Origin of the sequence: Pseudomonas sp. AN-B15 (assembly GCF_019056475.1) — a bacterium.
GTDB classification, from domain to species: Bacteria; Pseudomonadota; Gammaproteobacteria; order Pseudomonadales; family Pseudomonadaceae; genus Aquipseudomonas; species Aquipseudomonas parakoreensis.
Genome location: NZ_CP049737.1, coordinates 6,091,895 through 6,111,131 on the forward strand (window position 1 = coordinate 6,091,895; position 19,237 = coordinate 6,111,131).

The window sequence follows — 19,237 nt, forward strand, 5'->3', positions numbered from 1 at the left end:
ATCCTTTTATCCAATTACGACTTCAGATTGCTGTTCAATAATCAACTCATAGGACTCCGCTACAGAGGACGAGATTTTTTGCGTCTTCCCGTCGGCTCCTGTGACGCCACTGATAACTTTCCCCGAGGCGGTTTTGAAACTGTATGCCACTCCCGCCAGTGGCTTCCCGGAGTCCTGACAATTGATGACGTAGTGCTCGTTAAACGGCCATTTGATCTCCACCGGTAACGGCGGCACAAACGGCGCCGGCGAATGCGAATTACCGATAATCACCGTCCCGGAACCCGCCGTGACCTTGTTGCCATGGGCTCCCACCGAATCAACCGTGGCGGCCGGTTTGCCATTGATCAAAACCGTGGTCGCCAGATCGCCGACCAACGCACCACCACACGCGGAGGCATCGCCCTGGCGGGCGGCCGCGAGGCCGTCGAAGAACACGTCGCCGGAACCGGCGGCGATCGGGTTGGTACCGTGGCCTGGAAGTGGGCAAGCGGTGGGGTCGGATACGCGTGCTGCGGGTTTGCCAGACATCGGGAATCTCCTTAGGTGACCTTCACTTGACCGCTGCCATCCAGGCGCGCGGAAAAACTGACCTGACGCTTGAACCCCTCGACTTCCAGCAGGCCTTCGATGCTGAAGGCCAGCCGCAACTGGTCGTGGTCACGCGGCAGGGAAATGACACGCACGTTGCTCAGGCGCGGCTCGTAGGCTTCGATGAAGTTTTCGATGGCCAGACGGGCCTGACTCAGGGAGTCGTGCAGGCTCAGACGCATGTCATTGAGATCGGGCAACCCGTAGTCGGCCAGCGTTTGCACGCTGCCGGCCCGGGTGCTGAGCATTTTGGCCAGATGGGCAGCCACTGACGCCATGGCACAAGCCTCAAGGCTGTTGCCCTTGCGTAGTTCCACGTCGCCGTTGAGGCGTTCGAAGAGGCTGCCGTATCCGTCCATGAGTCGCTCTTACTCTTTGTCCAGCTTGCCAACCAGCGACAGGGTGAAATCGGCACCCATGTACTTGAAGTGCGGGCGCACGTTCAAGCTCACGCGGTACCAGCCCGGCTCGCCTTCAACGTCACTGACGATCACTTGCGCAGCGCGCAGCGGACGACGGCCACGCACTTCGGCGCTCGGGTTTTCCTGGTCGGCCACGTACTGGCGGATCCACTTGTTCAGTTCCAGTTCGAGGTCGGTACGCTCTTTCCACGAACCGAGTTGCTCGCGCTGCAGCACTTTGAGGTAGTGAGCCAGGCGGTTGACGATCATCATGTACGGCAGTTGGGTGCCAAGCTTGTAGTTCAGCTCTGCCGCCTTGCCTTCTGCGCTGATGCCGAAGAACTTCGGCTTCTGCACCGAACTGGCGGAGAAGAACGCCGCGTTGTCGGAACCTTTGCGCATGGTCAGGGAGATAAAGCCTTCCTCGGCCAGTTCGTATTCACGACGGTCGGAGACCAGAACCTCGGTCGGGATCTTGGTTTCGATTTCGCCCATGCTTTCGAAGTGGTGCAACGGCAGATCTTCAACCGCGCCACCGCTCTGTGGGCCGATGATGTTCGGGCACCAGCGGAATTTGGCGAAGCTGTCGGTCAGCTTGGTGCCGAACGCGAACGCGGTGTTGCCCCACAGGTAGTGCTCGTGGCTGTTGGCAACGGTTTCCTTGTACACGAACGATTTGACCGGGTTTTCTTCCGGATCGTACGGGTTACGCAGCAGGAAACGCGGCACGGTCAGGCCAACGTAACGGGAGTCTTCCGAAGTACGGAAGCTCTGCCATTTGGCGAACTGCGGGCCTTCGAAGTGGTCTTTCAGATCCTTCAGATCCGGCAGGCCGGTGAAGCTTTCCAGACCGAAGAATTTCGGGCCGGCCGCGGCGATGAACGGCGCGTGGGACATGCAGGAAACGCTGGCCACGTACTGCATCAGTTTCACGTCCGGCGAGCTTGGGGACATGAAGTAGTTGGCGATGATCGCGCCCACCGGCTGACCACCGAACTGGCCGTACTCAGCGGTGTAGATGTGCTTGTACAGGCCCGACTGCATGACTTCCGGCGAATCTTCGAAATCGTCCAGCAGGTCTTCTTTGGAGACGTTGAGGATTTCGATCTTGATGTTTTCGCGGAAGTTGGTGCGGTCGACCAGCAACTGCAGGCCACGCCACGACGATTCCAGCGCCTGGAAATCCGGGTGGTGCAGGATTTCGTCCATCTGACGGCTGAGCTTGGCATCGATCTCGGCGATCATGCGGTCAACCATGGCTTTCTTGACCGGCTCACCGTTGTTCTGCGGCTTGAGCAGTTCTTCGATGAACGCCGAGACGCCACGCTTGGCGATGTCGTAGGCTTCGTCGTCCGGAGTCAGACGGGTTTCGGCGATGATGCTGTCGAGAATGCTGTATTCGCCGCTCTCGGCGCTCTTCTCTTGTGCTGCGCTAGTGCTCATTGTGTTGGCTTCCTTGGCTGGAGTCTCAGGCGTCCGGGGCTGCGGCGTTCAGGCCCAGCTCACCGAGTACGCGACCGCGGGATTCGTCGTCGGCGAGCACGCCTTCGATCGCTTTACGGAACGCAGGTGCGTTACCCAGCGGGCCTTTGAGGGCCACCAGCGCATCGCGCAGTTCCATCAGTTTTTTCAGCTCAGGCACTTGCTCGACCAGGCTGGCCGGGTTGAAGTCCTTCATCGAATTGACGCGCAATTGCACAGCCAGCTCGTCGGCCTCGCCATCTTCCTGCAGACGGTTCGGCACGCTCAGCGTCAGACCCAGTTCTTGCTTGGCCAACACTTCGTCGAAGGTCATCTTGTCGATGCTGATCGGCTTGCGATCTTCGATTTTGCGATCGTCCTTGCGGTGGGTGTAGTCACCGATTGCCAGCAGCTTCAGCGGCAGTTCAATCTCTTCCTGAGCACCGCCGGTGGCGGGTTTGAAGGTGACGTTGATGCGTTCCTTGGGGGCTACCGAGCCTTCTTTGGCCATGGCTTTTCTCCTTGCGGTTGTGGCCCTGGGGCCTATTCGAGTACCACTTCGAGATCGAGGTGGCACAGCCTGCGATAAATCTCTTCCTTGCGTTCACGCACTGCATGGTTCTGCGGCAACAGCTCGCAGCAACTGTGCAGCAGGTGCAGCACTTCCAATGCAAGATCGGGCTCCCAGGCGTGCAGGCCTGAGTCCTGTAATGTCTGATCGAGGGTTTCGAGCTGGTTCTTGGCCAGTTCGTATTTCTTGGCCATGAAGCACAGCCGCGCGAGGGCGAACTGCCAGAAGAACCGCTCGCGTCCGCCGTGGGCCGTTTGCAGGCCTTGCTTGAGAATCTGCACGGCAGGCTTGAGGCCTTCCTTGCGCAGCAGCGGCAGCACGTCCTGCAGGGCTTTTTCCCAGGCGGGCTGGGTCTCGACGTCGTCGGTTTCGACCTTGCGCGGCGCGCTGGCGCTTTGCAGGTGCGGCATGACATTGCCGGCGATCCACGCCCGGGTGGACGGATCGGCAAACGGCGCACCGTCATGGAAGCGACATTCGATAATGCCGGGCAGGCGCTGAACCAAAAGCGCGAAGTGGATTTCCACTTCGCGCATTGCCATCTCGGCGTTGAGGTTCTGGAGACACTCCCAGACCATCCTCTGGCCGTCGAACCAGAACGGCGCCTTCGCCAGGCTCGCCTCCAGTTCCACCAGCAGGTCGGCGTATTTGCCTTGATCGAAGCGATCCTGGTACTGCTTGAGCTTGTCCACCGGCAGACCCCGCAACACGGTGATCTGCTCGGCGTTGCGCTCGGGCACCGCGTCGATCGGCAGCCACAGCAAAGTGCGGTTCAGACGCAAGGCGCGCAGGTCGGTGGCTTTCTGTTTGAGCCACCAGGCACACAACGGACGCGCGCTTTCCTGCTGGGCGCGCAGTGCCTTGTAAGCGTCTTTTTCGTTGTCGATCGGTGCGCCGGGGGTCAGCAGCTGGCTCGCGGCCTGCTTGACCTGCGCCACCGCCGCACCCACCACACCAGGGGCCGGCTGATTGTCGGCGGCACGCTGGATCATGGTTTTCAGGCGACGCGAGAGCGGCAACAGCAGCGGCGCATCGTCGCCCAAATGTTCGGTGCACGCGGCATCGAGACCGGCCAGGTGCTCGGACAACTGCCGGAACATCGGCAGTTGCTCCTTGATCGCGATGTTTTCGGTGAGCACCTGCTCCAGGCGCGGCACCAGCCAGCCGATGGCGGCGGCACGGGTGCGCGGTTTGAGCGGATGAACGTCGGCCCAGTGGTTTTCCGACAGATGGTGCAGCAGACCGAGGCCGGCCAGCAGCCCGGGGAAGGATTCGCGCTGGTACAGCGACCAGGTCAGCCAGGCGCCGACACGCAAATCCTTGGATTGGGTACGCAGCAGGTTTTCACTGTTTTCACGGATTTTCAGCCAGTCGATCTGCCCGCTTTCGTGCATCGACGAGGCTTTGGCCAGCTCGCTTTCCAGCGCCTCGAATTCGCTCGAAAAACGAACGTCTTCGCCCGCGAAATTCTCTTTGGAAACAGAGACTTTTGCGAGTTCGAGGTAATGGGCGGAAAGTTTGCTTGAGTAGGACATCCATGGCCTTTATTCAGGATTACAGTCAGGCGCCTGTTGGAGTTACCGCGGCGCGGGACAGTATCGAAGAGCGGTGAAGCGACTCATCCAATTGAGATGTGCTCTTTCAAGTGGGCGCATCGTAATCACTATGATGGCCACTAGCAAGCATCTGATTAAACAACAAGACGAAGTGTTCATTGGGCTGTGTAAGAGATCACCCTATATATGGCAGGGGAATCCCTGATGGCGAATTATATTGTGAACATTCGCCCTGCGCCCTCAAAACCCTTGATCCAGAGCGGCCCGATCCAGCTTGCACAAATCGCATCGAACATCCGGCCCATTACACGGCGGCCAGCATGACAACTCTCGAAAAAAATAGAAGTAGGATTCTTCCGAAAACCCGCTGGATTTTACAAACAATTCACTGGCGACAACGCGCAACAACAAAAGTGCCATCAAATTGATGGCAATTCATTTTTCTGAAACTTTATTCATCTCGTGAATGCTGCACTTCAGTGCCAACTCAATAATTATCGAAGTGCGATCCAACAGTCATTTCCAGCCCTTAAGCAACACTTCCATGCCGAAAATACTCTGATAAATGTCAGGGATAATTCTTACATCGTTTTATTTCCCACGTTGCCAGCTTGCCTTGGTAAATTCTTTTCGACCGGCAATGTCAACCAGACCGGCTGACTGTTGAGCCACGGTCCGAAGCCTGCATCTCATTCGGCTCCCGAGCCCGGAGCCGCCAAGGAGCTTTACCTCATGGAATTGAAACCCCTGTTGTTCGCAGCACTGATGTCGCTACCCGTCACTCAAGCCTCCGCAGAGACACCGCCACTGGATGGTCATTACTATCTGACCGGCGCAATGGAAATGGGCGCTGAATTGCTGTTGCGCAAGGACGGCACGTTTGACGCCGGCGTGGCGTATGGCAGCGCAGACGGCTTTGCCAAGGGCACCTGGCGGGTGGAGAACAACACCGTGACGCTGAAGAGCGAGACCAAAGCGGCGTCGAACAGCGATTTGTCTGGCCTGTTTCAGGATCTGCAACTGGCCATCGAACCGAACTGTCTGGCCGTGGATTTCGGCAACGGCAAGGCCTGTTTCCGACGTCAGTAAGCCGATGGGCAGCCACAAAAAATGGGCACCCGACCGCAATCGGTGTGCCCATTTTTATTGCAGTTCTCCCTGCTTGTCAGGGAGTTTGCCGCAATTTAAGGATTGACGCTGTCTTTAAGCGACTTGCCTGGCTTGAATGCCACGGTGTTGCTGGCTTTGATCTTCACCGGCTCACCGGTTTGCGGGTTCTTGCCGGTGCGGGCGCCGCGGTGGCGTTGCAGGAAGGTGCCGAAGCCCACCAGCGTGACGCTGTCCTTGCGGTGCAGAGCGCCGGTGATTTCTTCGAGGACGGCGTTGAGAACGCGGTTGGCCTGTTCTTTGGTCAGATCCGCTTTCTCAGCGATTGCAGCGGCGAGTTCTGGTTTACGCATTAGTGAAGCCCCTTTGACGGTTTTTTGTTGTTATGTCCGTGCTGTTCTCGTTGGAACAGCGCCCAAGGCGCCGCAGGCTCTACTCTGCGGCAGACGGGAGTGAGAATGGCACGCGGATACCGGCGGCGCCAGTCTCCCCGCGACCTTTGTAGGGGCAAAAGCGGGGTGATTCCGACAGAACGACCGGTATTTACGCCAGCAGGGGCGGAAGCTGTTTGTTCAGGGCGAGTTTTTCCATCACTGCCGCGCCAGTCAGCGCGTAACCGACCAACTGACCCTCGGCGCTGTGGCACAGGGCCTTGATGTCGGCGCCCTGCCCTTCGACGGTCCAGACGCCTTCGCTGCCCCTTGGCGGTGGCGAAACGACCAACGGGCACACCGGGGTTTTCACCGTGATCGGCATCGCGCCGTAGCTCACCGCCGTCGGATTACCCGCCAGGGTTTGTGCCAGCGCACGCGCACAGCTCATGAGGGGCATCACGTACAACAGATTCAGCCCATCGACCTCGGCGCAGTCGCCCAGGGCGTAGATATTGGGGTGGGACGTTTTCAGATACCGGTCGACAACAACGCCGCGGTTGACCTGCACCCCGGCCGCCGCGGCCAGATCAATGCGCGGACGCAGGCCGATGGCCGACACCACCACATCGCAGGCAATCACCTGACCGTCGGACAGATGCGCTTCCAGCCCGTCCGCGACTTTTTGCAGGCGGGTCAGCACCGGGCCAAGGTGAAAACGCGCGCCCAGGCTTTCCAGCCCGGCCTGCACGGCGGCCGCAGCGGCCGGGTGCAGCAGCATCGGCATCACTTGCTCGCACGGCGCCACCAGTTGCACCTCGTAGCCGCCGAGGATCAGGTCGTTGGCGAATTCGCAGCCGATCAGGCCCGCTCCCAGCAGCAATACGCGGCGCTTGCCAGCAGCGGCGGCACGAAAGCGTGCGTAGTCTTCGAGATCGTTGATCGGGAATACCAGTTCGGCGCCATCGCCTTCGATCGGCACCCGCACGGTTTCCGCGCCCCAGGCGAGGATCAGGTCGCGGTAGTACACCGCTTCTTCGCCGATCCACAGGCGCTTGTGGCCGGCGTCGATGCCGCTGATGCGCGTGTGGGTGCGCACTTCGGCCTTCAATTGCTCGGCCATCGCGCCGGGTTCGGCCATGCTCAGGCCGTCGGCGTCCTTGTTCTTGCCGAAACCGGTGGAGAGCATCGGTTTGGAGTATGAGCGGCCATCATCTGCAGTAATCAGCAGCAGCGGGGTTTCGCTGTCGAGCTTGCGAAACTCCCGGGCCAGGTTGTAGCCCGCCAGGCCGGTGCCGATGATGACGACAGGTGCGCTCATGCCTTACTCCTTGTTGGTGCTTAGTTGATTTCGATCATTTCGAAGTCGAGTTTGCCGACGCCACAGTCCGGGCACAGCCAGTCTTCCGGCACGTCCTGCCACAGGGTGCCCGGCGCGATGCCGTCATCCGGCCAGCCGTCAGCTTCGTTGTAGATCAGGCCGCAGACGATGCATTGCCACTTTTTCATTCAGGTACTTCCTCAGGGTTTCAGGCTTTGGTCGGCGCGGACGGTCGATGGTGGTTGTGCTGCCGTCCGGCTCAGGGCGTTTTGTACTGAGGGTGCCGGGCAGATGCAAGCCTGTTCGGCGCAACGGCGACCCGGATCCATCAAATTCGCAGCACGCCATGTTAAGCTCGCCGCCTCATTTGCGGCCAATAATGACTCATTGTGCACCATTCAAATGCCTGCCCGGCCCCGCTCTGGCTGACTCAAAGCCGACTGACGTCCCTTCCCGATTCGTTGACCCTGAACTGGTTGTTCGACGAAGGCTCGCTGACCCGCCGCCTGACGCGGCTGTCGAATGACGGCTTCAGTGTCACGCCGCTGTTCGAAGGCTGGGACACTTTGCGCAGCGACGAATGCGCGGCGCTGGATCTGGCCGAAGGCAGCGAAGGCTGGGTGCGCGAGGTGTATCTGCGCGGTCACGGCGAAGCCTGGGTGTTCGCCCGCAGCGTGGCGTCACGCGCCGCCCTGCAAGGCGACGGCTTGCACATGGATGAACTGGGCAGCCGCTCGCTGGGCGAACTGCTGTTTTGCGACCACGCCTTCCAGCGCCGCGCCATCGAGGTCTGCCACTACCCGCAGGACTGGTTGCCGTCAGCCTGCCAGGCGCCCGAACTGTGGGGCCGCCGTTCGCGCTTCGACCGTGGCGCCTTGAGCGTGCTGGTGGCGGAGATTTTCCTGCCGACGCTGTGGAACGCCGCCCGCGCCCATCCGGAGAACTGCTGATGTACCAGAGCCTGCTCAAGTCCCTGAACCGTTTGAATCCACGCGCCTGGGATTTCATTCAGTTGACGCGCATGGACAAGCCGATCGGCATTTACCTGCTGCTGTGGCCGACGCTATGGGCGCTATGGATTGCCGGTAAGGGCGCGCCTTCGCTGGCCAATATCGTGATTTTCGTCCTTGGTGTGGTACTGACCCGCGCCGGGGGTTGCGTGATCAACGACTGGGCCGACCGCAAGGTTGATGGCCACGTCAAACGCACCGCGCAACGACCGCTGGCCAGCGGCAAGGTCAGTTCGAAAGAGGCGCTGGTGTTCTTCGCGCTGCTGATGGGCGTGAGTTTCCTGCTGGTGCTGTGCACTAATGCGCCGACCATCTGGCTGTCGCTGGGCGGCCTGGCGCTGGCGTTCACCTATCCGTTCATGAAGCGCTACACCTATTACCCGCAAGTGGTGCTCGGCGCGGCGTTCTCGTGGGGCATGCCGATGGCGTTCACCGCCGAAACCGGCGAACTGCCTGCCGCCGCGTGGCTGCTGTGGATCGCCAATCTGTTGTGGACAGTGGGTTACGACACCTATTACGCGATGACCGATCGTGACGATGACCTGAAGATCGGCGTGAAATCCACGGCAATTCTGTTCGGCGATGCGGACCGGGTGATCATCCTGACGTTGCAGGCGCTGTCGCTCGGCTGCCTGTTGCTGGCCGGGTCGAAGTTCGAGCTGGGGACGTGGTTCCATCTCGGCCTGCTGGTGGCCGCTGGCTGTTATGCGTGGGAGTTCTGGTACACCCGCGATCGCGACCGCATGCGTTGCTTCAAGGCGTTCTTGCACAACCATTGGGCCGGATTGGCGATTTTTGTCGGGATCGTGCTGGATTACGCGTTGCGCTGATCCACAAAAACCTGTGGGAGCGAGCCTGCTCGCTCCCACAGGGACGTAGTTACTGCAGGAATCAGTGTTTAGGCATGTGCCACATGTCCTTGAACCCTTCCCCCTTCATGTCGCCGGGTTTTTCATCCATTTTGAAGGTGTAAAGCGGCTTGCCGTCATATGCCCACTGCATGGTGCCGTCATCACGCTTGATGGGGGTGAATTTGCCTTCAGCCTTGGCACCCGCCGGCGCCATCATCGGCGGCCAGTTCTTCGCGCAATCGCCGTTGCACATCGATTTACCGCCCGTGTCCTTGTCGAAGGTGTACACGGTCATGCCTTTGTGATCGGTCATCATGCCGTCTTTCATCATGACCGGGTCGGCGGCGAACGCCATCGACGGTAATGCAACGGCAGCAGCCATCAGCAGGGCTTTGAAAGAAGCAGTCATTTGAGTCATGGAAACCTTCTTTTGTGGTTGTCAGGATTCGGACTTAGAGCTTAGTCCAGGATCACGCCAACCGCCGGACGACTAAAATACTGTCACACGACTGCAATAATTCCGTTATCTAATGCGGCGCAAGACAGTTAAATGACAAGAGGATTAAGGCATGGTTGGCAGGAGCATTCTGATCGTCGACGACGAAGCGCCCATTCGCGAAATGATCGCCGTTGCGTTGGAAATGGCCGGCTATGACTGCCTCGAGGCGGAGAACTCGCAGCAGGCACACGCCATCATCGTTGACCGCAAACCGGACCTGATCCTGCTCGACTGGATGCTGCCCGGCACCTCCGGCATCGAACTGGCCCGCCGCCTCAAGCGTGACGAACTGACCGGGGACATCCCGATCATCATGCTCACCGCCAAGGGCGAAGAGGACAACAAGATTCAGGGTCTTGAAGTCGGCGCCGACGACTACATCACCAAGCCGTTTTCCCCACGCGAACTGGTCGCCCGCCTCAAGGCTGTGCTGCGTCGCGCCGGCCCGACCGATGGCGAAGCACCAATCGAAGTCGGCGGCCTGCTGCTCGACCCGATCAGCCACCGCGTGACCATCGACGGCCGTCCGGCCGAGATGGGCCCGACCGAATACCGTCTGCTGCAATTCTTCATGACTCACCAGGAACGCGCCTACACGCGCGGGCAGTTGCTGGATCAGGTCTGGGGCGGCAACGTCTATGTTGAAGAGCGCACCGTCGACGTACACATCCGGCGCCTGCGCAAGGCCCTCGGCGATGCCTACGAAAATCTGGTACAAACCGTGCGCGGCACCGGCTACCGGTTTTCCACCAAGGCCTGATCCGACCGCCAGACTCGCTGACAAGGACCGTATTTTCCGTGAATCAAAACTGGCATGGCACCCTGATTCGCCACATGCTGTTGCTGGTCACCGCCTGCCTGGTGATCGGTTTGATCAGCGGCTATTACGGCTGGAGCCTCGCTGCCGGCCTGGGCCTGTATCTGGCCTGGACGCTCAAGCAACTGCTGCGCCTGCACGAATGGCTGCGTCTGCACCAACCCGATGAAGCACCGCCCGATGGCTATGGCCTGTGGGGCGAGGTGTTCGACAGCATCTACCACCTGCAACGCCGCGACCAAAGGGTACGCGGACGCCTGCAAGCGGTGATCGACCGGGTACAGGAGTCCACCGCCGCGCTCAAAGATGCGGTGATCATGCTCGACAGCGACGGCAATCTGGAATGGTGGAACCGCGCTGCCGAAACCCTGCTCGGCCTCAAGACCCCGCAGGACAGTGGCCAACCGGTGACCAACCTGGTGCGCCATCCGCGCTTCAAGGAATACTTCGAGCAGGACAGCTACGCCGAACCGCTGGAAATCCCTTCGCCGACCAATGATCGGGTGCGCATTCAGCTGTACCTGACGCGCTACGGCAACAATGAACATTTGATGCTGGTGCGCGACGTCACGCGCATCCATCAGCTGGAACAGATGCGCAAAGACTTCATCGCCAACGTCTCCCACGAACTGCGCACGCCGCTGACGGTGATCTGCGGCTACCTGGAAACCCTGCTCGATAATGTCGAGGAAGTGAATCCGCGCTGGAGTCGCGCCCTGCAGCAGATGCAGCAACAGGGCGGGCGCATGCAGACCCTGCTCAACGACCTGCTGTTGCTGGCGAAACTGGAAGCCACCGATTACCCGTCGGACAATCAGCCGGTGCAGATCGACACCCTGCTGCAGTCGATCAAAAGCGATGCGCAGCAGTTGTCCGGGCAGAAAAACCAGAAAATCACCCTCGAAGCCGATGGCAAGATCCTGCTCAAGGGCAGCGAGGCGGAACTGCGCAGCGCCTTCTCCAACCTGGTGTTCAACGCCGTGAAGTACACCCCGGCCGAGGGCAACATCCGCATTCGCTGGTGGGGCGACGAGCAAGGCGCGCACCTGAGCGTGCAGGACTCCGGGATCGGCATCGACAGCAAGCACCTGCCGCGCCTGACCGAACGCTTCTACCGTGTCGACTCCAGTCGCAACTCCAACACCGGCGGCACCGGGCTGGGCCTGGCAATCGTCAAACATGTGTTGCTGCGCCACCGCGCACGGATGGAGATCAGCAGCGTGCCTGGTCATGGCAGCACGTTCACCTGCCACTTCGCCCCGGCCCAGGTGGCCCATGCACGGGCCATCAGCGCCGCCGAGTGATACCGGCCAGCACGCGCCACTAGGCAATCGCCAAGTCAGCCGCTACATTGGCTGACTTGCGTCTGCCTTTCAGGCGCGATTTTTTCTCTCTTACGAATCACACGGAACCTGCAAAACTCCATCATGGACCCTTCCCCTGGCTTGTCCCTCGCTACGATTTTCGCCGATTTCGGCATGATTCTTTTCGCTCTGATCCTGGTGTTGCTCAACGGCTTCTTCGTTGCGGCGGAATTTGCCATGGTCAAACTGCGCTCGACCCGGGTCGAGGCCATCGCCGACAAGAACGGCTGGCGCGGGCACATCCTGCGCACCGTTCACAGTCAACTGGATGCGTACCTCTCGGCCTGTCAGCTCGGTATCACCCTCGCCTCCCTCGGTCTGGGCTGGGTCGGTGAACCGGCGTTCGCGCACCTGCTCGAGCCGCTGCTGAGCGCGGTCGGCGTGCAGTCGCCGGAAGTGGTCAAAGGCATTTCGTTCTTTACCGCGTTCTTCATCATTTCCTACCTGCACATCGTGGTCGGTGAGCTGGCGCCCAAGTCATGGGCGATCCGCAAACCCGAGCTGCTGTCGCTGTGGACGGCAGTGCCGCTGTACCTGTTCTACTGGGCGATGTACCCGGCGATCTACCTGCTCAACGCCAGCGCCAACGCGATTCTGCGCATCGCCGGCCAAGGCGAACCCGGCCCGCACCACGAACACCATTACAGCCGCGAAGAACTGAAACTGATCCTGCACTCCAGCCGTGGTCAGGACCCGAGCGACCAGGGCATGCGCGTGCTGGCCTCGGCGGTGGAGATGGGCGAACTGGAGGTGGTCGACTGGGCCAACTCCCGCGAAGACCTGATTACCCTGGAATTCAACGCGCCGCTGAAAGAAATTCTCGCGATGTTCCGCCGCCACAAGTTCAGCCGTTACCCGGTGTACGACAGCGAGCGCCAGGAGTTCGTCGGTCTGTTGCACATCAAGGACCTGCTGCTGGAGCTGGCGGCGCTGGACCACATTCCGGAGTCGTTCAACCTGGCCGAGCTGACCCGCCCGCTGGAGCGCGTGTCGCGGCACATGCCGCTGTCGCAGCTGCTGGAGCAGTTCCGCAAGGGCGGCTCGCACTTCGCCGTGGTGGAAGAGGCCGACGGCAACATCATCGGCTACCTGACCATGGAAGACGTGCTGGAAGTGCTGGTCGGCGACATCCAGGACGAACACCGCAAGGCCGAGCGCGGGATCCTCGCGTATCAGCCGGGCAAGCTGCTGGTACGCGGCGACACGCCGCTGTTCAAGGTTGAACGCCTGCTCGGTATCGACCTGGATCACATCGAAGCGGAAACCCTCGCCGGGCTGGTCTATGAAACCCTCAAGCGCGTCCCGGAAGAGGAAGAAGTGCTGGAAGTCGAAGGCCTGCGGATCATCATCAAGAAGATGAAAGGGCCGAAGATTGTGCTGGCCAAGGTGTTGATGCTGGATTGATCGCGATTGCACGACAGCTTTTGTGGCGAGGGAGCTTGCTCCCGCTCGGCTGCACAGCAGCCGCAAAGGCGCGTGCAAGGTGTATCTGATCGAACGCGGTTTCAGGGTTTTGGGGCCGCTTCGCAGCCCAGCGGGAGCAAGCTCCCTCGCCACAGTTGAGCTCCACCGCCTTTATTGTTTGCCCAACGCAAAGTTGGGCAATGCCCCCAGCGGCTGGTTGAACTGATACGGAATCGACACCAGCCCCTGCCCGGTATTGCGCTGCACCACAAAGTGCAGGTGCGGACCGCTGCTGTTGCCGGTATTGCCCGACAGTGCCAGCGGGCTGCCGACCGTCACCCGCTGCCCCTCGCGCACGCTCACCGAACCTTGCTTGAGGTGCAGGTACACGCCCATCGTGCCGTCGTCATGCAGCACCCGGACGAAATTGCCGGACGCATCATTGCCGCGCCCGCTCTGCGAATTTTCGGTTTTCACCACCACCCCGGCCCGTGCGGCGATGATCGGCGTGCCGACCGGCATGGCGATGTCCATCGCATACCGGTTCTTCGGCCCGTAATGGCTGTACTGGCCATTGGCGCCCTGACTCAGACGGAACGGCCCGCCCCGCCACGGCAACGGATAGCGATAGCTTTGCGCGGCGCCTGCAGGGTCACCCAGGGAATACTGAAATTGCGGTGAATACACCAGCGGCTGACCCTGGGTAATCGCTGTGAGCAGTGCCAACCGGGTATTACTGCGCGCAGGCAGCACTCGGCGGATGGTCTGGGCCGGCACGCCACGCACGTTGCTCATCCCGGTAAACGCCAGCGCAATCTCGACCGGTGCATACAGATCGTTGCGCACGAACACCACGTCGGCGCCCTTCTGCTTCTTGATGTCGAGGTACACCTGGCGCTCCAGATGTTCGACCATGCGGTCCTGAAACACGAACACCTGCGAGCCTTTGCTCGGCCGATCGCTGTACGACACGACACCGTTGGCATCGGTGGATTTGTAGATGGTCATGGCCACAGTCGAGGTGGAGGCCAGGAAAAGACCACAGAGAAACAGCAGGCGCGCGAGCATGGGCAGGAATCTGTCGAAGGAAGGCCTGGAAAAGAGCCTAGCAGCTGAGACAGACCAGGCTAGTCGACAGATGTTTCAAATTGCCCAGCGCACAAAGCAAAAGATCGCAGCCTGCGGCAGCTCCTACAGGGAAATGCATTCCAATGTAGGAGCTGCCGCAGGCTGCGATCTTTTCACAGACGCCGCTTACGCGCCCGGAACGAAGTGCTTCTGCGCCGTACCGCGGGCGATCAGGCGCGAGATGTAGTCGAGCTTCTGCGCATCCTGGTCGACGAAACGGAATGTCAGTTGCAGCCAGTCGCTGTCAGCTTTCTGTTCGTGGGCAACGATGGCGTGCAGGTAGCCGTTGAGGCGGGCGATTTCGGCGTTGTCGCCCTGCTCCAGATCGAGCACAGCGCTGTCGAGAATCTGCGGCAAGGTCTCGGTGCGTTTCACCACCAACAGCGCTTCCTTGATGCTCAGGGCCTTGATCACGCATTGCTGGGTGCCGCCTGGCAGGCGCAACTGGCCCTGGCCACGACCTCCGGCCGGGGCTTTGGAGGCGGCCGGAGCCTGGACTGGCGGGCTGTTGAGCAAGCCGCGGGACGGCGCCGCAGCAGGTGCCGCCGCAGCGGCAGGCTTGGCGAACGGATTGGCCGCCGCAGCGGCCGGCGCAGCACCGACCATTGCAGGCTTGCCACCGGTCAACGCGCTCAGGGAATCGTTGCCGAATGCCGAATTCATCTTGGTCGGCGCGCTGTTCATCAGGGTGTCGAGCTTGCCGACCTTGTTCAGCGCCTGCTTGACCTTGGTCAGCAGTTGCTCGTTGGTGAACGGCTTGCTGACATAGCCGGAAACGCCGGCCTGAATCGCCTGCACCACGTTCTCTTTATCACCACGGCTGGTGACCATGATGAATGGCATGGTCTTGAGATTGTCCTGCTCGCGGCACCAGGTCAGCAGTTCAAGACCGGACATTTCCGGCATTTCCCAGTCGCACAGCACCAGGTCGAATGCTTCCTTGGCCAACATGGCCTGAGCCTTTTTGCCGTTGATGGCGTCCTCGGTGCGGATTCCCGGGAAGTAATTACGCAGGCACTTTTTCACCAGGTCGCGAATGAACGAAGCGTCGTCCACGACCAACACACTGATCTTGCTCATCCAACACCCCTATAAAAATCCCGGCAAGCATACCGCTTTGCTGATGGCACATTGCCAACAATCTTCAGTCACGCCGGGACTTTTCGTTCGCGGGTGCTGCTTTTTAATTCGATTTTCTGCTCAAGCGCCATAAACAAAAACGCCCGGCCAAAGGGCCGGGCGCTTTTCTCAGGCAATCTTACTTATCGTCAGCATCGCCCGGAACATTAGCGGTTTCGCCGCTTGTGCCTTGAACTTCTTCTTTCATGCGCTTGAGGCCCAGGTGCCGCACATCGGTGCCGCGTACCAGGTAGATCACCAACTCCGAGATGTTGCGCGCGTGGTCGCCGATCCGCTCCAGCGAACGCAGCACCCAGATGATGCTCAAAACCCGCGAAATAGAGCGCGGGTCTTCCATCATGTAGGTGGCCAGCTCACGCAGCGCGGTCTTGTATTCGCGGTCGATGACCTTGTCGTATTGCGCCACCGACAGGGCCAGATCGGCGTCGAAGCGGGCAAACGCGTCCAGCGCATCGCGCACCATGTTGCGCACCTGGTCGCCGATATGACGCACTTCGACGTAACCGCGCGGCGCTTCGCCTTCTTCGCACAGCTGAATGGCACGGCGGGCAATCTTGGTCGCTTCGTCGCCGATGCGCTCCAGATCGATCACCGACTTGGAGATGCTGATGATCAGACGCAGGTCGGACGCCGCCGGCTGACGACGGGCGAGAATGCGCAGGCATTCTTCGTCGATGTTGCGTTCCATCTGGTTGATCTGGTCGTCGATCTCGCGCACCTGCTGAGCCAGGCCGGAGTCGGCCTCGATCAGTGCGGTGACCGCGTCGTTGACCTGCTTCTCGACCAGCCCGCCCATGGCCAGCAGGTGGCTGCGCACTTCTTCCAGTTCAGCGTTGAACTGCGCGGAGATGTGGTGGGTAAGGCCTTCTTTACTAATCATGGTGGCGTCCTTGGAGCGTCCGGTAAGGTGCGGCGGGCCGCAGCGTCAATTTCTGTGAGCAACCGCCATCTGCTAGCCGTAACGACCGGTGATGTAGTCTTCGGTCTGCTTCTTCGCCGGATTGGTGAACAGGGTGTCGGTGTCGCCGAATTCCACCAGTTTGCCCATGTACATGAACGCCGTGTAGTCGGAAACCCGCGCGGCCTGCTGCATGTTGTGGGTCACGATGACGATGGTGAACTTGGACTTCAGCTCGTAGATCAGCTCTTCGACTTTCAGGGTCGAGATCGGATCGAGGGCCGAGCACGGCTCGTCGAGCAGCAACACTTCCGGCTCAACCGCGATGGTGCGGGCAATCACCAGACGCTGCTGCTGACCACCGGACAGGCCGAGTGCCGAGTCATGCAGACGGTCTTTGACCTCATCCCACAGTGCAGCACCTTTCAACGCCCACTCGACGGCTTCGTCGAGGATACGCTTCTTGTTGATGCCTTGAATGCGCAAACCGTAGACCACGTTTTCGTAAATGGTCTTCGGGAACGGGTTGGGCTTCTGGAACACCATGCCGACGCGGCGACGCAATTCGGCGACGTCTTCACCCTTGCGATAGATGTTGTTGCCGTACAGGTTGATCGCACCTTCGACACGGCAGCCGTCCACCAGGTCGTTCATGCGGTTGAAGGTGCGCAGCAGCGTGGACTTGCCGCAGCCGGACGGGCCGATGAACGCGGTCACGCGCTGTTTCGGGATGTTCATGCTGACGTCGAACAGCGCCTGCTTCTCACCGTAAAACAGGCTCAGGCCCGGGACTTCAATGGCCACCGTTTCCTGCTCGAGGCTCAGGCTCTGCTTGTCGCGACCCAGGGCCGACATGTTGATGCCGTGGGTATGTGTTTCGTGCTGCATGGGAGGCTCCCTGTGCTAACAAATTCGGTTCGTTGTACCGCCGGACAACGCCAGCGGGTTACTCAAATTCTGTGTCTGTCGCGATTCCTGTGGGAGCTGGCTTGCCAGCGATGGCATCACCGCGGTGTTACTGGCAGACCGCGTCGTCTGCATCGCTGGCAAGCCAGCTCCCACAGGGTTTGTGTCAACTATCCAGTGCTTTGTATTTTTCGCGCAGGTGGTTACGAATCCACACCGCCGACAGGTTCAACGTGGCGATCACCAGCACCAGCAGCAACGCCGTGGCGTACACCAGCGGCCGTGCCGCTTCGACGTTCGGGCTCTGGAAGCCGACGTCATAGATGTGGAAGCCCAGGTGCATGATCTTCTGGTCCAGGTGCAGGTACGGGTAATTGCCGTCGACCGGCAGCGACGGTGCCAGTTTCACTACACCCACCAGCATCAGCGGCGCCACTTCACCGGCGGCGCGAGCCACGGCGAGGATCATGCCGGTCATCATGGCCGGGCTGGCCATTGGCAGGACGATCTTCCACAGCGTCTCGGCCTTGGTCGCGCCCAGTGCCAGCGAGCCTTCACGGACGGTGCGCGGGATACGCGCCAGACCTTCCTCGGTCGCCACGATCACCACCGGCACCGCCAGCAGCGCCAGGGTCAACGAAGCCCAGAGCAGACCCGGTGTGCCGAACGTCGGCGCCGGCAGCGCTTCAGGGAAGAACAGACGGTCGACCGATCCACCCAGCACGTAGACGAAGAAGCCCAGACCGAACACGCCGTAGACGATCGCCGGCACACCGGCGAGGTTGTTCACCGCGATGCGGATCACTCGGGTCAGGGTGTTCTGCTTGGCGTATTCACGCAGGTACACCGCCGCCAGCACGCCGAACGGGGTGACGATCATTGCCATGATCAGAGTCATCATCACGGTGCCGAAAATCGCCGGGAAGATCCCGCCTTCAGTGTTCGCTTCACGCGGGTCATCCGAGAGGAACTCCCAGACCTTGCCGAAGTAGAAACCGATCTTGGTCATCGTGCCCATGGCGTTCGGCTGGTAAGCGTGAACCACTTTGCCCAGGCTGATTTCGATCTCTTTGCCGTTGGCATCGCGGGCGGTCAACGCGTCGCGGTTGAACTGCGCATGCAGATCGCTCAGGCGTGCTTCGACATCCTGATAACGCGCGTTCAGCTCGGCACGCTCGGCGTCCATGTCCGCTTGCGCGGTGGCGTCGAGCTTGCCGTCCAGTTCCAGCTTGCGCCCGTGCAGACGGATGCGTTCCAGCCCTGCGTTGATCGCACCGATGTCAGTCTTTTCCAGCGATTTGAGCTGTGCAGCCAGGCCGTTCACCCGGTTGATCCGCGCTTGCAGCTCAGGCCACGCCGCTTCACCTTCGGCGATGACCTTGCCGTCCTGTTTGACGTTGACCAGGTAGCCGTAGAAGTTGCCCCACTCGCGACGCTCGATCGCCATCAGTTCCGGCGGCGTGGTCTGCTTGGTCAACCACTCGCCGACCACCCAGGTGAAGTCGTTGCCGTTGAGGTCACGGTTGCCGACCTTGATCAGCTCGCGGGTCATGAATTCCGGGCCCTGATCAGGCACCGGCAGGCCGGCGCTTTTCAGGCGTGCGCGCGGTACTTCTTCTTTCTGTACCACTTCGCCGATGACCAGGTGATTGGCCTGGCCCGGTACGTCGTAGCTGGCGTGGATCAGGTCCGCCGGCCAGAAGTGACCCAGACCGCGCACGGCAATCACCGCCAGCAGGCCAATGGTCATGATGACCGCGATGGACACCGCGCCACCGCTGATCCAGACGCCCGGGGCGCCGCTCTTGAACCATCCATTCAGGGAGTTCTGTTTCACAGAC

The 19,237-nt window shown here is 60.6% G+C and carries 20 protein-coding genes; 6 read left to right on the plus strand and 14 right to left on the minus strand.

Annotation, left to right across the window (positions count from 1 at the left end; all coding sequences use genetic code 11):
• Nucleotides 1–6: 6 nt before the first annotated feature.
• Genes GTQ41_RS27665 through tssA form a run of 5 tightly spaced genes read right to left on the minus strand, consistent with a single transcriptional unit; the run spans nucleotide 7 to nucleotide 4,559 of the window.
• Nucleotides 7–531: a PAAR domain-containing protein gene (locus GTQ41_RS27665; RefSeq protein WP_047297306.1), complete on the minus strand. Its 525-nt coding sequence runs from the start codon at nucleotides 529–531 to the stop codon at nucleotides 7–9.
• A gap of 11 nt (nucleotides 532–542) precedes the next feature.
• A complete protein-coding gene (gene tssE / locus GTQ41_RS27670; protein ID WP_047297307.1) occupies nucleotides 543–950 on the minus strand; it encodes a type VI secretion system baseplate subunit TssE in 408 nt (135 codons plus the stop codon).
• Nucleotides 951–959: 9 nt separating this feature from the next.
• Nucleotides 960–2,435, minus strand: coding sequence for a type VI secretion system contractile sheath large subunit (tssC, locus tag GTQ41_RS27675; protein ID WP_003229584.1), 1,476 nt, complete (start codon nucleotides 2,433–2,435; stop codon nucleotides 960–962).
• A 25-nt stretch (nucleotides 2,436–2,460) separates the two neighbouring features.
• Nucleotides 2,461–2,964: a type VI secretion system contractile sheath small subunit gene (gene tssB, locus GTQ41_RS27680; protein WP_003229587.1), complete on the minus strand. Its 504-nt coding sequence runs from the start codon at nucleotides 2,962–2,964 to the stop codon at nucleotides 2,461–2,463.
• A 32-nt stretch (nucleotides 2,965–2,996) separates the two neighbouring features.
• Entirely contained in the window at nucleotides 2,997–4,559 is a 1,563-nt protein-coding gene (gene tssA, locus GTQ41_RS27685) for a type VI secretion system protein TssA (protein WP_047297308.1), read from the minus strand.
• Nucleotides 4,560–5,312: 753 nt separating this feature from the next.
• Here tssA and GTQ41_RS27690 point away from each other — a divergent pair.
• A complete protein-coding gene (locus GTQ41_RS27690) occupies nucleotides 5,313–5,669 on the plus strand; it encodes a hypothetical protein (RefSeq protein WP_047297309.1) in 357 nt (118 codons plus the stop codon).
• Between the two features lie 95 nt (nucleotides 5,670–5,764).
• On the opposite strand, the gene GTQ41_RS27695 is transcribed toward GTQ41_RS27690, so the two are convergent.
• The 3 genes from GTQ41_RS27695 to GTQ41_RS27705 form a co-directional block, all read right to left on the minus strand.
• Nucleotides 5,765–6,040 carry an HU family DNA-binding protein gene (locus tag GTQ41_RS27695; RefSeq protein ID WP_003213368.1) on the minus strand — a complete coding sequence of 92 codons (276 nt, stop codon included), beginning with the start codon at nucleotides 6,038–6,040 and terminating at the stop codon, nucleotides 5,765–5,767.
• A gap of 190 nt (nucleotides 6,041–6,230) precedes the next feature.
• Nucleotides 6,231–7,379, minus strand: a complete 1,149-nt coding sequence (locus GTQ41_RS27700) for an NAD(P)/FAD-dependent oxidoreductase (RefSeq protein ID WP_217325395.1) — start codon at nucleotides 7,377–7,379, stop codon at nucleotides 6,231–6,233.
• Between the two features lie 20 nt (nucleotides 7,380–7,399).
• The gene (locus GTQ41_RS27705; protein ID WP_041071620.1) at nucleotides 7,400–7,567 is read right to left on the minus strand and encodes a rubredoxin; all 168 of its coding nucleotides are present in this window, start codon (nucleotides 7,565–7,567) and stop codon (nucleotides 7,400–7,402) included.
• Between the two features lie 201 nt (nucleotides 7,568–7,768).
• Here GTQ41_RS27705 and GTQ41_RS27710 point away from each other — a divergent pair, with 201 nt between their 5' ends.
• Together GTQ41_RS27710 and ubiA are read left to right on the plus strand one after the other, a co-directional pair.
• Nucleotides 7,769–8,329, plus strand: a complete 561-nt coding sequence (locus GTQ41_RS27710; RefSeq protein WP_047297311.1) for a chorismate lyase — start codon at nucleotides 7,769–7,771, stop codon at nucleotides 8,327–8,329.
• Nucleotides 8,329–9,219 (plus strand): 4-hydroxybenzoate octaprenyltransferase, encoded by an 891-nt coding sequence (gene ubiA / locus GTQ41_RS27715; RefSeq protein WP_047297312.1) that lies wholly within the window; start codon nucleotides 8,329–8,331, stop codon nucleotides 9,217–9,219. The genes GTQ41_RS27710 and ubiA overlap by 1 nt, the downstream gene beginning before the upstream one ends.
• Nucleotides 9,220–9,280: 61 nt before the next feature.
• Here ubiA and GTQ41_RS27720 read toward each other — a convergent pair whose 3' ends face one another.
• Nucleotides 9,281–9,658, minus strand: coding sequence for a hypothetical protein (locus GTQ41_RS27720; protein WP_041071626.1), 378 nt, complete (start codon nucleotides 9,656–9,658; stop codon nucleotides 9,281–9,283).
• A 151-nt stretch (nucleotides 9,659–9,809) separates the two neighbouring features.
• On the opposite strand from GTQ41_RS27720, the gene phoB reads away from it, so the two are divergent.
• The 3 genes from phoB to GTQ41_RS27735 all read left to right on the plus strand — a co-directional run bounded on the left by phoB (nucleotide 9,810) and on the right by GTQ41_RS27735 (nucleotide 13,324).
• Complete coding sequence (gene phoB, locus GTQ41_RS27725) at nucleotides 9,810–10,499, plus strand: phosphate regulon transcriptional regulator PhoB (RefSeq protein ID WP_003229608.1); 690 nt, start codon at nucleotides 9,810–9,812, stop codon at nucleotides 10,497–10,499.
• A 74-nt stretch (nucleotides 10,500–10,573) separates the two neighbouring features.
• Complete coding sequence (gene phoR / locus GTQ41_RS27730; RefSeq protein ID WP_230679407.1) at nucleotides 10,574–11,860, plus strand: phosphate regulon sensor histidine kinase PhoR; 1,287 nt, start codon at nucleotides 10,574–10,576, stop codon at nucleotides 11,858–11,860.
• Nucleotides 11,861–11,983: 123 nt separating this feature from the next.
• The gene (locus GTQ41_RS27735; RefSeq protein WP_007962298.1) at nucleotides 11,984–13,324 is read left to right on the plus strand and encodes a hemolysin family protein; all 1,341 of its coding nucleotides are present in this window, start codon (nucleotides 11,984–11,986) and stop codon (nucleotides 13,322–13,324) included.
• A gap of 171 nt (nucleotides 13,325–13,495) precedes the next feature.
• On the opposite strand, the gene GTQ41_RS27740 is transcribed toward GTQ41_RS27735, so the two are convergent.
• The 5 genes from GTQ41_RS27740 to pstA all read right to left on the minus strand — a co-directional run bounded on the left by GTQ41_RS27740 (nucleotide 13,496) and on the right by pstA (nucleotide 19,233).
• Nucleotides 13,496–14,392 carry a M23 family metallopeptidase gene (locus GTQ41_RS27740; protein ID WP_041071631.1) on the minus strand — a complete coding sequence of 299 codons (897 nt, stop codon included), beginning with the start codon at nucleotides 14,390–14,392 and terminating at the stop codon, nucleotides 13,496–13,498.
• A 186-nt stretch (nucleotides 14,393–14,578) separates the two neighbouring features.
• Nucleotides 14,579–15,532 carry a response regulator gene (locus GTQ41_RS27745; protein ID WP_047297314.1) on the minus strand — a complete coding sequence of 318 codons (954 nt, stop codon included), beginning with the start codon at nucleotides 15,530–15,532 and terminating at the stop codon, nucleotides 14,579–14,581.
• Between the two features lie 178 nt (nucleotides 15,533–15,710).
• Nucleotides 15,711–16,472 (minus strand): phosphate signaling complex protein PhoU, encoded by a 762-nt coding sequence (phoU, locus tag GTQ41_RS27750; protein ID WP_007962290.1) that lies wholly within the window; start codon nucleotides 16,470–16,472, stop codon nucleotides 15,711–15,713.
• 72 nt (nucleotides 16,473–16,544) lie between these two features.
• Complete coding sequence (pstB, locus tag GTQ41_RS27755) at nucleotides 16,545–17,378, minus strand: phosphate ABC transporter ATP-binding protein PstB (protein ID WP_007962289.1); 834 nt, start codon at nucleotides 17,376–17,378, stop codon at nucleotides 16,545–16,547.
• Between the two features lie 184 nt (nucleotides 17,379–17,562).
• Entirely contained in the window at nucleotides 17,563–19,233 is a 1,671-nt protein-coding gene (gene pstA / locus GTQ41_RS27760) for a phosphate ABC transporter permease PstA (protein ID WP_041071636.1), read from the minus strand.
• Between the last annotated feature and the right edge of the window lie 4 nt (nucleotides 19,234–19,237).